At 71.1% G+C, this 13940-nt stretch carries 12 protein-coding genes; 1 reads left to right on the forward strand and 11 read right to left on the reverse strand.

Annotation, left to right across the window (positions count from 1 at the left end):
- Positions 1 to 325: 325 nt before the first annotated feature.
- From ABZ934_RS22200 to ABZ934_RS22215, 4 genes are all read right to left on the reverse strand, one after another.
- Positions 326 to 790 (reverse strand): GNAT family N-acetyltransferase, encoded by a 465-nt coding sequence (locus ABZ934_RS22200; RefSeq protein WP_361315860.1) that lies wholly within the window; start codon positions 788 to 790, stop codon positions 326 to 328.
- Positions 787 to 1728, reverse strand: coding sequence for an RluA family pseudouridine synthase (locus tag ABZ934_RS22205; RefSeq protein WP_361315863.1), 942 nt, complete (start codon positions 1726 to 1728; stop codon positions 787 to 789). The genes ABZ934_RS22200 and ABZ934_RS22205 overlap by 4 nt, the downstream gene beginning before the upstream one ends.
- Positions 1729 to 1769: 41 nt before the next feature.
- The gene (gene lspA / locus ABZ934_RS22210; protein WP_361315866.1) at positions 1770 to 2330 is read right to left on the reverse strand and encodes a signal peptidase II; all 561 of its coding nucleotides are present in this window, start codon (positions 2328 to 2330) and stop codon (positions 1770 to 1772) included.
- A gap of 109 nt (positions 2331 to 2439) precedes the next feature.
- On the reverse strand, positions 2440 to 3516 hold the full coding sequence (locus tag ABZ934_RS22215; RefSeq protein ID WP_361315868.1) for a TraR/DksA family transcriptional regulator: 1077 nt from the start codon (positions 3514 to 3516) through the stop codon (positions 2440 to 2442).
- A 551-nt stretch (positions 3517 to 4067) separates the two neighbouring features.
- On the opposite strand from ABZ934_RS22215, the gene ileS reads away from it, so the two are divergent.
- Entirely contained in the window at positions 4068 to 7214 is a 3147-nt protein-coding gene (gene ileS, locus ABZ934_RS22220) for an isoleucine--tRNA ligase (RefSeq protein ID WP_361315870.1), read from the forward strand.
- 532 nt (positions 7215 to 7746) lie between these two features.
- Here ileS and ABZ934_RS22225 read toward each other — a convergent pair.
- The 7 genes from ABZ934_RS22225 to ABZ934_RS22255 form a co-directional block, all read right to left on the reverse strand.
- Positions 7747 to 8958 carry a DivIVA domain-containing protein gene (locus ABZ934_RS22225; protein WP_361315873.1) on the reverse strand — a complete coding sequence of 404 codons (1212 nt, stop codon included), beginning with the start codon at positions 8956 to 8958 and terminating at the stop codon, positions 7747 to 7749.
- An 82-nt stretch (positions 8959 to 9040) separates the two neighbouring features.
- Positions 9041 to 9337, reverse strand: a complete 297-nt coding sequence (locus tag ABZ934_RS22230; protein ID WP_030155988.1) for a YggT family protein — start codon at positions 9335 to 9337, stop codon at positions 9041 to 9043.
- Between the two features lie 60 nt (positions 9338 to 9397).
- On the reverse strand, positions 9398 to 10006 hold the full coding sequence (gene sepF, locus ABZ934_RS22235) for a cell division protein SepF (RefSeq protein ID WP_361315876.1): 609 nt from the start codon (positions 10004 to 10006) through the stop codon (positions 9398 to 9400).
- 164 nt (positions 10007 to 10170) lie between these two features.
- Positions 10171 to 10890, reverse strand: a complete 720-nt coding sequence (locus tag ABZ934_RS22240; protein WP_361315879.1) for a YggS family pyridoxal phosphate-dependent enzyme — start codon at positions 10888 to 10890, stop codon at positions 10171 to 10173.
- Between the two features lie 3 nt (positions 10891 to 10893).
- Positions 10894 to 11619, reverse strand: coding sequence for a peptidoglycan editing factor PgeF (pgeF, locus tag ABZ934_RS22245; protein WP_361316130.1), 726 nt, complete (start codon positions 11617 to 11619; stop codon positions 10894 to 10896).
- Positions 11620 to 11621: 2 nt separating this feature from the next.
- Entirely contained in the window at positions 11622 to 12827 is a 1206-nt protein-coding gene (ftsZ, locus tag ABZ934_RS22250; protein WP_361315882.1) for a cell division protein FtsZ, read from the reverse strand.
- A gap of 279 nt (positions 12828 to 13106) precedes the next feature.
- Complete coding sequence (locus ABZ934_RS22255) at positions 13107 to 13793, reverse strand: FtsQ-type POTRA domain-containing protein (protein WP_361316132.1); 687 nt, start codon at positions 13791 to 13793, stop codon at positions 13107 to 13109.
- Positions 13794 to 13940: the final 147 nt, after the last annotated feature.

Genomic DNA, 13940 nt, shown 5'->3' on the forward strand with positions numbered 1-13940 from the left:
CACCCCCCTACTACAACCTTCTCCCTCCCCACCCCCACCCCCAACCCCCGCCCCCCCCCGCCGCCCGCGGCGGGGGGGGGGGGGGGGCGGCCCCCCCCCCCCCCCGAAACCCGGCTCCGCCGGGCACCGGGCTCCGCCCGGACCCGCGCCTCAAACGCCGGCGAGGCTGAAAATGCCGACCCCGCGCCTCAAACGCCGGGCGAGGCTGATTTTGCGGCCTGGCGCCTCAAACGCCGGCGGGCGGGAAGATACGCCCCTTTCGGGCCTGAAAGACGCGGCCCCGGGCAGCCGGGGACTGGACCCGCCGGCGGGGCCGAAAGACGCGCTACGGCAACGCGCGCCGCATCGCGCGGTGGGGGATGCCCGCCTCCTGGAACTCCGGTCCGTAGGCCACGTAGCCCAGGCGCTCGTAGAAACCGAGGGCGTGCGTCTGCGCGCCCAGGTCCACGGCGGTGAGCCCCAGCCGGCCGGCCTCCGCCTCGATGGCCCGTACCAGGGCCGCGCCCACGCCCAGCCCCCGCGCGGCGGCGCTCACGGCGAGCCGCCCGAGGGAGCCGACCTCCGGGGAGCCGGTCTTGCCGAGGGCGTCCGGCCCGTACAGCAGCCGGCCCGTGCCCAGCGGCTTCCCGTCGGGCCCCTCGGCCAGCACGTGCACGGCGCCCGCGTCGTAGGCGTCGTACTCGATCGACTCCGGTACGGACTGCTCGACCACGAACACTTGGTGGCGCACCGCGAAGCACGCCGCGCGGTCCGCCTCGCCGGCCGCCACGCGAACGGTGAAGGAGGTCACTCGCTCTCGGCCCGGATCACGTCCAGGGCGTGCTGGAGGTCCGCCGGGTAGCCGCTCTCGAACTCCACCCACTGGCCGTCGGCGGGGTGCTCGAAGCCGAGGCGGACGGCGTGCAGCCACTGGCGGGTCAGCCCGAGCCGCTTGGCGACGGTCGGGTCGGCGCCGTAGGTCAGGTCGCCGACGCAGGGGTGGCGGTGGGCGGACATGTGCACGCGGATCTGGTGCGTACGACCGGTCTCCAGCTTGATGTCCAGCAGCGAGGCCGCGCGGAACGCCTCGATCAGGTCGTAGTGGGTGACGGAGGGCTTGCCCTCCTGCGTCACGGCCCACTTGTAGTCCGCGCTGGGGTGCCGGCCGATCGGCGCGTCGATGGTGCCGCTCATCGGGTCCGGGTGGCCCTGCACCAGCGCGTGGTAGCGCTTGTCCACGACGCGCTCGCGGAACTGGTTCTTGAGCGAGGTGTACGCGCGCTCGGACTTGGCGACGGCCATCAGGCCGGACGTGCCGACGTCGAGGCGGTGCACGACGCCCTGGCGCTCGGACGCGCCGGAGGTGGAGATCCGGTAGCCGGCGGCGGCGAGGCCGCCGATGACGGTGGTGCCGGTCCAGCCGGGGCTCGGGTGGGCGGCGACGCCCACCGGCTTCATGATGACCACGATGTCGTCGTCGTCATGGACGATCTCCATGCCCGGGACCGGCTCGGCGACGAGCTCGACCGGCCGCGCCGGCGCGGGCATCTCGACTTCGAGCCAGGCGCCACCGTGCACGCGCTCGGACTTCCCGACGACGCTGCCGTCGACCGCCACCTTCCCCGCGGCCGCGAGCTCGGCCGCCTTCGTCCGGGAAAATCCGAACATACGGGCGATGGCGGCGTCGACGCGCTCGCCCTCAAGGCCATCGGGAACGGGCAGGGTGCGGATCTCGGGAATCGTACTCACCTGTCGAGTATGCAGGACTCGGCAGACGAGCAGTCCCTCGATCAGTCCTCGTGGACGGTGCCGTCCGGGTCCAGGCCCTTGAAGGAGAGCAGGACGATCAGGATGCCGCCGCACACGATCGCCGAGTCCGCCAGGTTGAACACGGCGAAGTGGGCGGGCGCGATGAAGTCGACGACGGCCCCGCGGAAGACCCCCGGCGAACGGAAGATCCGGTCGGTCAGGTTGCCCAGGGCGCCGCCCAACAGCAGGCCCAGCGCGATCGCCCACGGCAGGCTGTAGAGCTTTCGGGCCAGCCGGACGATCACCACGATCACGGTGGCCGCGATGCAGGTGAAGATGATCGTGAACGCCTCGCCGAAGCCGAACGCGGCCCCGGGGTTGCGGATGGCCTCGAACTTCAGCAGGTCGCCGACGACCTCGATGGGCTGTCGGTGTTCCAGTCTGGCGACGACGACCATCTTGCTTCCGAGGTCGATCAGGTACGCCAGTACCGCCACGACGAGCAGCGCCGCGATCCGCCGGCGCCCCTTGGGCGCGGTCGGCTCCGGCTCCGCGCCGTCCCCGACGTCCGGCGTACCGATGATGCGCTCCGCCTCTGCCACGTGAGTCCCTCGAACTAGCACGAACCAGGTTCCCGGCAGGTTCCTGGACCCTGACGAGACACGAGAGTACGTCAGGGTGCCGTGGGCCGCTCCGCCTGCCCGGGCCGGTTCAGTGCCGTCGCTCCTGCTTCTGCTTGCAGTCCACGCACAGGGTGGCCCGCGGGAACGCCTGCATCCTGGCCTTGCCGATGGGCTTGCCGCAGTTCTCGCAGAAGCCGTACGTGCCCGCCTCCAGGCGCTCCAGGGCCCGCTCCGTCTGCTCCAGCATCAGGGTGGCGTTCGCCGCGAGGGCCAGCTCGGACTCCCGGGTGATGTTCTTGGTGCCCGTGTCGGCCTGGTCGTCGCCTGCGCCGTCGCCCGAGTCCCGCATGAGACCCGAGATCGCCTGCTCGGACGCCTCCAGCTCGGCGCGCAGCCGCAGTACCTCGCCGGTCAGCTCCGACCTGGCTTCGGCGACCTCGTCCGGCGTCCACGGGTCCTCGCCGGGGCGTACGGGCAGCTGGCCGGGGGCCACGGGGCCGGTGGCGGCGGGGGCCGCCTTGGGGAGGCCGCTGGTGGCGGCCTCGGCCGTCTTGCGCGTCGCGCCGGTGCTCTTCTTGGCAACCACTGTGCGGGCTCCAGTCTCTTTCGCGGCCTGCGCCGCCCCCTCGGCCACGGCCGTTTTGGCCGCGGTCTTCCTCGCCGTCGTCTTCTTGGCGGCGGCCGTCGCCTTCTCCGCGGGCGCCGTCGGCGCCTTCTTCGCGGCTGCCTTCTTCGCGGGTGCCTTGCCGCCGGCGGATGCCGTGGTCGCGGGCGCCTTCTGCACAGCCGTCTTGTCCACCACTGCCTTCTTCCCGGGTGTCTTGGTCGCGGATGACTTCTCGGCAGATGCCTTCTCGGCGGGTGCCTTCTCGGCCGCCGACTTCTTCCCGGGCGCCTTCTTCGCGGGTGCCTTCTTCGCGGGTGCCTTCTTCGCGGGTGCCTTCGCCTCCGGTGCCTTCCTCTCGGCCGCCTTCTTGCCGCCGTCCTTCTCCGCGGTTCTCACGCCTTTCACGGATTTCACGGCCGCCTTCTTCGCGGCGGGAGCCGTCGCGGACGTCTTCCGGGTGGCGGCCCCCTTCCCGGCCGGGGCGTCCGTCTCGGCGCGGGCCCCGGCAGCCTTTTCGACAGCCTTCTCGGTAGTCCCGGCGGTCTTCTTCGCCACCATGGCCGCGGCCCCTTCACATACTGTGATCATTGCTCGCGAATCGTGCCGGAACGATAAATCGGCTCCGGCCGCGCGGCAACGGGGCGCGCATCCGTCGTGGTCAACCTGCATCCGTTGTGCCCAGCCGGAAGCCCGGTAATCCGCCCCTCCCGTCCCGGCGGGGCGCCGACCGGCCGCGTCGGCCCATCCGGGTCATCCGGGGCGCCCCGCCGGGCCCGCCCGCGCCCCCTCCCCGACCGGTAAACCGGTCGGCCGCGCACCGCCCCGCCCCGTACACTGGGCCCAGCGAAAGGCATGGATGGGGACGAGTAGCGTCGGACGCAGCCAGGAGCGACCCGGGGACGGTGAGAGCCCGGGGGCGAGCGCGATGCGAAGGATCACCCCGGAGCCGCCGGAAGAAAGCCGTCACGACGGCGAGTAGAACCGGCTTCGCACCCCAATGAGGGGGCCACCGGCGCTGCCGGCGGCCAAGGAGGGTGGTACCGCGGGAGCAGTCGGCTCTCGTCCCTCCGGACGGACGTCGCATCCCGCCGGAGGAAGAGTTCAGCCTCATGACCACACCGCCGCAGTACCGCCCGGTACCCGCCCAGGTCGACCTGCCTGCCCTTGAGCACGCCGTTCTCGACTTCTGGCGCGAGAACAAGACCTTCGACAAGACCCTGGCCCAGTCCGAGGGCCGCCCCGAGTGGGTCTTCTACGAGGGCCCGCCCACCGCGAACGGCATGCCCGGCGCCCACCACATCGAGGCCCGCGTCTTCAAGGACGTCTTCCCCCGCTTCCGCACCATGCGCGGCTACCACGTCGCGCGCAAGGCCGGCTGGGACTGCCACGGCCTGCCCGTCGAGCTCGCCGTCGAGAAGGAGCTCGGCTTCAACGGCAAGCAGGACATCGAGGCGTACGGCATCGCCGAGTTCAACGCCAAGTGCCGCGACTCCGTCACCCGCCACACCGACGCGTTCGCCGAGCTCACGACCCGGATGGGCTACTGGGTCGACCTGGACGACGCCTACCGGACCATGGACCCCGAGTACGTCGAGTCCGTGTGGTGGTCGCTCAAGGAGATCTTCAACAAGGGCCTGCTCACCCAGGACCACCGCGTGGCCCCCTGGTGCCCGCGCTGTGGCACCGGCCTCTCCGACCACGAGCTGGCCCAGGGCTACGAGACGGTCGTGGACCCCTCGGTCTACGTGCGCTTCCCGCTGACCTCCGGCCCCCTCGCCGGTCAGGCCGCCCTGCTGGTCTGGACGACCACCCCTTGGACCCTCGTCTCGAACACCGCCGTGGCCGCGCACCCGGAGGTCACCTACGTCGTCGCGAGCAACGGTCAGGAGAAGCTGGTCGTCGCCCAGCCGCTGCTGGAGAAGGCCCTCGGCGAAGGCTGGGAGGCCACCGGCGAGTCCTTCACCGGCAAGGAGATGGAGCGCTGGACGTACCAGCGCCCGTTCGACCTCGTCGAGTTCCCCGAGCCCGCCCACTACGTCGTGAACGCCGAGTACGTCACGACGGAGGACGGTACGGGTCTGGTCCACCAGTCCCCCGCCTTCGGCGCCGACGACCTCGCGGTCTGCCGCGCGTACGGCCTGCCGGTCGTGAACCCGGTCCGCCCCGACGGCACCTTCGAGGAGGACGTCCCGCTGGTCGGCGGCATCTTCTTCAAGAAGGCCGACGAGCGGCTGACCGCCGACCTCGACGCCCGCGGCCTGCTCTTCAAGCACATCGCCTACGAGCACAGCTACCCGCACTGCTGGCGCTGCCACACGGCCCTGCTCTACTACGCGCAGCCGTCCTGGTACATCCGCACCACCGCCGTCAAGGACGCGATGCTGCGGGAGAACGAGAAGACGAACTGGTTCCCGGACTCGGTCAAGCAGGGCCGCTTCGGGGACTGGCTGAAGAACAACATCGACTGGGCGCTGTCCCGCAACCGCTACTGGGGCACCCCGCTGCCCATCTGGCGCTGCGAGGAGAACCACCTCACCTGCGTCGGCTCGCGCGCGGAGCTGTCGGAGCTGTCGGGCACGGACCAGTCGGACCTGGACCCGCACCGCCCGTACATCGACGACGTCACCTTCACCTGCACCCACGAGGGCTGCTCCCTCGAAGCGGTGCGCGTCCCCGAGGTCATCGACGCCTGGTACGACTCGGGTTCGATGCCGTTCGCGCAGTGGGGATACCCGTACAAGAACAAGGAGATCTTCGAGAAGCGCTACCCGGCGCAGTTCATCTCGGAGGCCATCGACCAGACGCGCGGGTGGTTCTACACGCTGATGGCGGTCGGCACCCTGGTGTTCGACAAGTCGTCCTACGAGAACGTGGTCTGCCTGGGCCACATCCTCGCCGAGGACGGCCGCAAGATGTCCAAGCACCTGGGCAACATCCTCCAGCCCATCCCGCTCATGGACCAGCACGGCGCGGACGCGGTGCGCTGGTTCATGGCGGCCGGCGGTTCACCGTGGGCGGCGCGCCGGGTGGGCCACGGCACGATCCAGGAGGTCGTCCGCAAGACGCTCCTCACGTACTGGAACACCGTCGCCTTCCAGGCCCTGTACGCCCGCACCGCGAACTGGGCGCCCTCGGCGGCCGATCCGGCCCCCGCGGACCGCACGGTCCTGGACCGCTGGCTGCTGTCGGAACTCCACACGCTGACCGCCGAGGTCACGGAGGCGATGGAGTCCTACGACACCCAGCGCGCCGGCAAGCTGCTGTCCTCCTTCGTGGACGACCTTTCCAACTGGTACGTGCGCCGCTCGCGCCGCCGGTTCTGGCAGGGCGACGCGGCAGCGCTGCGCACCCTGCACGACGTGGTCGAGACGGTGACCCGACTGATGGCCCCGCTGACCCCGTTCATCACGGAGCGGGTCTGGCAGGACATGATCGTGCCGGTCGCCTCGGACGCCCCCGAGTCGGTGCACCTGTCGTCCTGGCCGGTCGCGGACGCCTCGGCGGTGGACCCGGTCCTGTCGCAGCAGATGCAATTGGTGCGCCGCCTGGTGGAGCTGGGCCGCGCGACGCGTGCGGAGTCCGGGGTCAAGACCCGTCAGCCGCTGTCGCGGGCGCTGGTCGGGGCCGTCGGTTTCGACGCCCTGTCCCCCGAGCTCCAGGCCCAGATCACGGAGGAGCTGAACGTCTCCTCGCTGGCCTCCCTGTCGGAGGTGGGCGGGTCGCTGGTGGACACCACGGCGAAGGCCAACTTCCGCGCGCTGGGCAAGCGTTTCGGCAAGGGCGTGCAGGATGTCGCGAAGGCGGTGGCCGCGGCCGACGCGGCGGCGCTGTCCCTGGCCCTGCGCTCGGGCGAGGCGTCCGTGGAGGTGAACGGCGAGCCGGTCACCCTCACCCCGGAGGAGGTCATCATCACGGAGACCCCGCGGGAGGGCTGGTCGGTGGCGTCCGACTCGGGTGCCACGGTGGCGCTGGACCTGGAGATCACCCCGGAGCTGCGGCTGGCGGGCCTCGCCCGGGACGCGATCCGGCTGATCCAGGAGGCCCGGAAGAACTCCGGCCTGGACGTGGCGGACCGGATCGCCCTGCGGTGGTCGGCGTCGGACGCGGAGGTCGTGACGGCCCTGACGGACCACGCGGCGCTGATCGCGGACGAGGTCCTGGCGACGGACTTCGCGCAGGGCCCGGCGGACGGCGCCTACGGCGCCGAGTTCACGGACGAGGCCCTAGGCCTGACGTTCCGCCTCCGCAAGGCGTAGCCGCTCCGGCCGGCTGTGGCCCGGGCCCCCGCGCGGGGGGTCCGGGCCACAGCCGTATCCCGCCCGGGAGCCACTGCGAGGGCCGTCCGGTGCCCCAGCCTCAAGCGCCGGCGCGACTCAAGGTCACTACACGGCGCTCCGCGCCCGCGCCTCAAGCGCCGGCGAGGCTCAAAGACCGGGGCTCCGCCTCCGCCCCGTAGGCGCCCGCTCCGCGCCCGCGCCCTCAATCGCCGGGCGGGCTGAATCATTCTCGGCCCGGGGCCAAAACCAGCCCCGCCGGCGTTTGAGGCGCGGCGGCCACATTCAGCCCCGCCGGCCTGAGGCGCGGATCCGGGGCGGAGCCCCAAACGGGCCGCACCCGACGGCCGGACAGGGGCCAAACCCCAGCCCCGCCGGCGTTTGGGGCGCAGGGTCCGGGGCGGAGCCCTGGCACACGCGCCGCACCCGGGTGCGGAAACGGGCCGGGCCCGGTGCCCCCGAAGGGGAACCGGGCCCGGCCCGTGAAGCGACTGCCGACAGAGGCGGCGGCGGCTTAGTTGTCGTCCTCGTCGATCAGGAACCCCCGCATGGGAGACGGCGCCTGCATCGGCTGCGGCGCGGTCGGCCGCACCGGAGCCATCGGCTGCGTCATCGCCGGGGACATCTGCTGCTGGCCGCCGTAGGACGGACCGCCGCCCATCTGGGAGGGACCGCCCATGGGGGACGGGCCGCCCATGGAGTGGCCCATCGCACCGGCCGGAGCCATCGACGGGGACGGCGACGGCGGCAGCGCCGGACCGGCCGGGTTGCGCGGCGGGGCGAGCGAGTCGTCGGCCTGGGTCTCAAGCTGGCGCAGCTGCGACTCCAGGTAGGACTTGAGGCGCGTACGGTACTCGCGCTCGAAGCCCCGCAGGTCCTCGACCTTGCGCTCCAGCGTGGCGCGGGCGGACTCCAAGGAGCCCATCGCGACGCGGTGCTTCTCCTGCGCGTCCCGCTCCAGCGCGTCGGCCTTGGCGCGGGCGTCCCGCTCCAGGCCCTCGGCGCGGCTACGGGCCTCGCCGACGATCTTGTTGGCCTCGGAGCGGGCCTCCGCGATCGCCTGGTCGGCGGTCTGCTGCGCGAGCGACAGGACGCGGGCGGCGCTGTCGCCACCGGGGCCCTGCTGCGGGAGCTGCGGCTGCTGCTGGTGCATCGGCTGACCCATGGGCTGCATCTGCTGCCCCATCGGCTGCATCTGCTGGCCCATCGGCTGACCCATGGGCTGGCCGAGCGGGTTCTGGCCGCCCATGGACTGCTGCTGCATGGGCTGCTGGCCCATCTGCTGCTGCTGGCCCATCTGCTGCTGACCCATCTGCTGCTGGCCGCCCATGGTGTGCTGCTGCATGGGGCCGCCCATCGGGCCCGGGCCCTGCGGACCATGTCCGCCGGGGCCGGAGGGCAGCTGCGGCTGGCCACCCGGCAGCTGGGGCGGGCCCATCTGCGGCTGCTGCTGCGGCGGGCCGGATATGGCCGCCGGGACGGGGCCGCCGGGGCCTCGCTGATCCTGGGGCTCCGGCTTGCGCATGCCCTGCTGCTGCTGGTTCTGCGCGGCGGCGCGCGTGGCGGCGGCCAGCTTGGCGCGCAGGTCCTCGTTCTCGCGCAGCAGGCGCGTCAGTTCGGACTCGACCTCGTCGAGGAAGGCATCGACCTCGTCCTCGTCATAGCCTTCTCGCAGGCGGACGGTCGTGAACTGCTTGTTCCGCACGTCCTCGGGAGTCAGCGGCATGTCTTCTTCACCTCTACGTAGTCGTCGGCAGTCGGCAAGACCGTATCGGGACTGTCCCCGCGCGCGCGGAGAAGCTCATCGTTCACACGCTTCTCGCAGCGGTGCTCACGAAACTGATGAGGATGTAAACGATGATCATCAGAACGAAGAAGGACAGGTCGAGTGCCACGCCCCCGAGACGCAACGGCGGGATGAAACGCCGGAGAAGCTTGAGCGGTGGATCGGTGACAGTGTAGGTGGCCTCCAGAACGACCACCATCGCCTTGCCGGGTGTCCATGAGCGTGCGAACTGGAACACGTAGTCCATGACCAGTCGGAAGATCAGCACGATAAGGAAGCACATCAGCGCGATGTAGACCACCTGCAGTGCGACGCCCATCCCGCGCTTCCCTCTCCCCTGCTCCCGCTCTGTTCCCGGCCCCGTGTCTGACGGATCGGTCTAGCTTTGGTTGAAGAACCCGCCCTCCGCGATGCGGGCCTTGTCCTCCGCCGTGACATCGACGTTAGCAGGCGACAGCAGGAACACCTTCTGTGTCACGCGTTCAATACTGCCGTGCAGACCGAACACGAGTCCGGCGGCGAAGTCGACCAGACGCTTCGCGTCGGTGTCGTCCATCTCCGTGAGATTCATGATCACCGGAGTGCCCTCACGGAAGTGTTCCCCGATGGTACGGGCCTCGTTGTAGGTCCGGGGGTGCAGCGTCGTGATGCGGTACGGCTCCCGCTCGGAGACGACCTTGGGCATGATCACGGGGGCGTTCTTCTCCATGTTGGTGCGGTCAGGTGTGATGGATGCCACGGGTGCGATTCGCGCCGGACGTCCGCTTTCGACCGGTGCCGGGCTGGGTTCCCGTGGCGCCGGAGGCTGTACGACCCGTACCGGTTCGTCCGTTACGGGCGTTTGGTGCGCGGGTGGCTGACGCCGGCGATCCCGTTCCGGCTCCGGCTCCGGCTCGAACTCGTCATCGGGGTCGTACCCCGGATTGTCGTACCGGTCGTCCTCCACGAGGCCGAGGTAGACCGCCATCTTGCGCATCGCGCCGGCCATTCTCCGAGTCCTCCGCTCTGTGGTGGATCGCCCTGTCGCAGGTGCCGCCGTACCGGCGAAGGCTTTGTCGGCAATGTCACCAACTGCCCGCGATCCACGTGGCCCGTCCGCTCATCGGCGGAAATGACCATATTTTCTGCTGTGGTCCGACTTTCTTCGCGACGTTACCCGAGCCGGGGTCTCGCGCCGAGTACCGCAGTGCCGACGCGCACATGTGTCGCACCGGCCGTCACGGCCTGTTCCAAGTCCGCGCTCATTCCGGCCGATACCATCGTGGCAGCCGGATGGTCGGCGCGCAGGCCGGATGACAATTCCATCAGCCGCTCGAAGGCCGCCTGTTCGCGTCCCGCGTAGGGACCCGCCAGCGGGGCCACGGTCATGAGACCGTCGAGCCGCAGTCCCGGCGCGGCGTCCACGAGTTCCGCCAGTTCCGGGAGCAGGTCGGGCGCCGCCCCTCCCCGCGCGCCCCGTTCGCCCGACTCGGCGTCGAGGGCGATCTGTACGAGGCAGCCGATCTCGCGCCCCGCGTTCAACGCCGCCGCGGACAGCGCCGTGACGAGCTTCGGTCGGTCGACCGACTGCACCACGTGCGCGTATCCGGCGACCGAACGGACTTTGTTCGTCTGCAACTGGCCCACGAAGTGCCAGTCGAGCGGCAGATCCGCGCAGGCCGCGGCCTTGGGGGCGGCGTCCTGGTCGCGATTTTCCGCCACATGACGGACACCCAGGTCCGCCAGCAGTCGTACGTCGCTCGCCGGATACGTCTTGGTGACCACGATCAGCGTCACCTCGTCCCGTACACGGCCGGCCGCCGCGCACGCGGAGGCGATCCGCCCCTCCACCCGCGCGAGGTTCTCCGCGAGTTCCGACTTACGGTCCATCATATTTCAGTCCAACCAGACATATCCGGCCAGCCGCCCGGTCACCCGGTCGCGGCGGTACGAGAAGTGGTCCCGCGACTCCAGTGTGCAGACCGGGGATCGCCGACTGTCGGCCACCCCCGCCTCGGCCAGTTGCGCGTGCACCCCGGCGACCACGTCGACGGAGGGCGTTCCCCGACGGGTCTCGCCCCAGGCGGCCGGAACCACCTCCGACACCGCCGCCCGCATCTCGGCCGGCACTTCGTAACACCGTCCGCAGACGGCCGGTCCGGTACAGGCGATCACGCGGGCGGGGTCGGCGCCGAGGGCGGTCATCGCCTCGACGACGGCGGGCACCACGCCCGCGACCAGCCCCGGCCGCCCGGCGTGGGCGGCGCCCGCGATCCCGGCGACCGGGTCGGCGAGCAGGACGGGCACGCAGTCGGCGGTGAGCACCGCGAGGGCGAGCCCCCGACGACCGGTCACCACCGCGTCCACCGCCGGGACCTCCCGGTCGGCGCCCCACGGTCCGTCGACCACCGCAACGTCCCGGCCGTGCACCTGGTTCATCCAGACGACCCGTTCCGGGTCGACGCCCAGGGACGCGGCGGCCCGCGTCCGGTTCGCGCGAACGGCGGCCGGGTCGTCTCCGACCGCGCCGCCGAGATTGAGCTCCTCGTACGGAACGGCGCTCACCCCGCCCCACCTGTCGGTGAAGGCGAAGTGCGCGCCGTTCTCGCTGTGGTGTGCCAGCGTCACTTCAAGAAGTCCGGTACGTCCAGTTCCTCGGCCGGGCTGTCCGCGTAGGGACGGGCCGTCGGGACCTGCGGTGCCGGGGCGGCCGCCTCGACCGGGATCTCGACCGGAGCCGGGGGGTCCTCACGCGGGGTGACCGTGCCGAGTCCGCCGAAGGCCGGGCGAACCGGCTCGGGGGCGGCGCGGACCGGCGCCGGGGCCGGCTCCTCGCGCTTGGTGGACGCGGCGCCGATGACGTTGTCCCGGCGGGCCGGGGGCTGTCCGCCGTCGAACCCGGCCGCGATGACGGTGACCCGCACCTCGTCGCCGAGCGCGTCGTCGATGACGGCGCCGAAGATGATGTTGGCCTCGGGGTGCGCGGCCTCGCTCACCAGCTGCGCGGCCTCGTTGATCTCGAAGAGACCGAGGTCCGAGCCGCCGGAGATGGACAGCAGGACGCCCCGGGCGCCGTCGATGGAGGCTTCCAGCAGCGGCGAGGAGATCGCCATCTCGGCGGCGGCCACCGCGCGGTCGTCGCCGCGGGCCGAGCCGATGCCCATCAGGGCCGAGCCCGCCTCGGACATCACGGACTTGACGTCGGCGAAGTCGAGGTTGATCAGGCCCGGGGTGGTGATCAGGTCGGTGATGCCCTGCACGCCCGAGAGCAGGACCTGGTCGGCCGACTTGAACGCGTCGAGCACGCTGACCTGGCGGTCCGAGATGGACAGCAGGCGGTCGTTGGGGATGACGATGAGGGTGTCGACCTGTTCGCGGAGCTGGGCGATGCCGTCCTCCGCCTGGTTCGCGCGGCGCCGGCCCTCGAAGGTGAACGGCCGGGTGACCACACCGATCGTCAGGGCGCCCAGCGAACGCGCGATGTTGGCGACGACAGGTGCGCCGCCCGTGCCGGTGCCGCCGCCCTCACCGGCGGTGACGAAGACCATGTCGGCCCCCTTGAGGACCTCTTCGATCTCCTCGCGGTGGTCCTCTGCCGCCTTGCGGCCGACGTCCGGGTTGGCGCCGGCGCCGAGGCCCCGGGTGAGTTCACGGCCGACGTCGAGCTTGACGTCGGCGTCGCTCATCAACAGCGCTTGGGCGTCCGTGTTGATGGCGATGAACTCGACGCCCTTGAGACCGACCTCGATCATTCGGTTGATGGCATTGACACCACCGCCGCCGACACCGATGACCTTGATGACTGCGAGGTAGTTCTGCGGTGCTGCCACGTCGAAGGCCTCTCGCCTCGAGTTACGTGTCGCCGCCTCGCGGGCCTGCGTTGCGACGACTGATGCCGAAATGGGGCGGTCCGTACGCGCCGACCCGAACCCTCACCCTGAAGTTTAGGGTGAGAGAGTGTGTCTGTTCCTTGGACTCTTCCGAACAGGACACTAAGTCGACAAGTAGCGCGTGTTCAACGAACACGCCGAACCTCCCGTTTTTCTTTTCACCCTATGTGATCACCCGTATCGCTGGCCAACCAGGGTGCGACGCCGTTCGACCGGACGTCAACTCCCGGACACCGCAGGGGCGGTGGGCACGCTCACGTCGAAGTGCCCGGCGCCCGGCGCGGCTTTCAGCAGAGCGGTCAACGCCCGCCCCTTCGCCTCGCCCAGTTCACCGCTCCCCCACACGACCGTACGGCCCCGCGTCAGCTGGAGCACGACCGAGTCGTAGGACTCCACCTTGACCTGCACGGCTTCTCTGGCGACGGCTTCGGGAAGGCTCCCGGCGATGCCCACGGCCTCGCGCAGCAGCCGTTCGGCGTCGAAGCGACGACCGCTCGGCGAGCGTTCCGCGACCAATTCGAGGACCGGGACACCGGTGGGCGCTTTCGCCACCGTGTCGAATCGCACACCCGAAGCGTCCACTTCGACGAACTTCGCGTCCTTCCTGATGAGCAGGACGGGTTTGCGTTCCTTCACTTTCAGACCAATTCCGTGCGGCCAGGCCCGCACCACATCGACCGAATCGATACGGGGCAGCCGGCGGAGCAACCGGCTCTCGATCTCGTCGCTGTCGACGCTCACCAGGGGCGCGCCGACGGGCACGGCCGCCGCCGCGAGCACCTGCTGCTCGGTGAGCACGTCGGTGCCCGCGGCGGTGACCTTCTCGACGCGGAGCCAGGAGGACCCGTAGAGCACCCAGGTGCCGGCGGCGGCGAGGAGCACCGCCGCGACGAGCGAGGCGAGCACGAGGACCCGGCGCGATCCGGTGCCGGGCCCGCGCGGGCCGCTCCGCTTCGACGACTTCGGGCCGCCCGGCGGCGTGGGAGCGCCGGAGCCCCCGCCCTTGGGGCGGGGCCGGCCGGGGCCGGGATTGCCTCGCTGTGCGGTCGTCGC

Origin of the sequence: Streptomyces sp. NPDC046557 (genome assembly GCF_040645975.1) — a bacterium.
Lineage (GTDB): Bacteria > Actinomycetota > Actinomycetes > Streptomycetales > Streptomycetaceae > Streptomyces.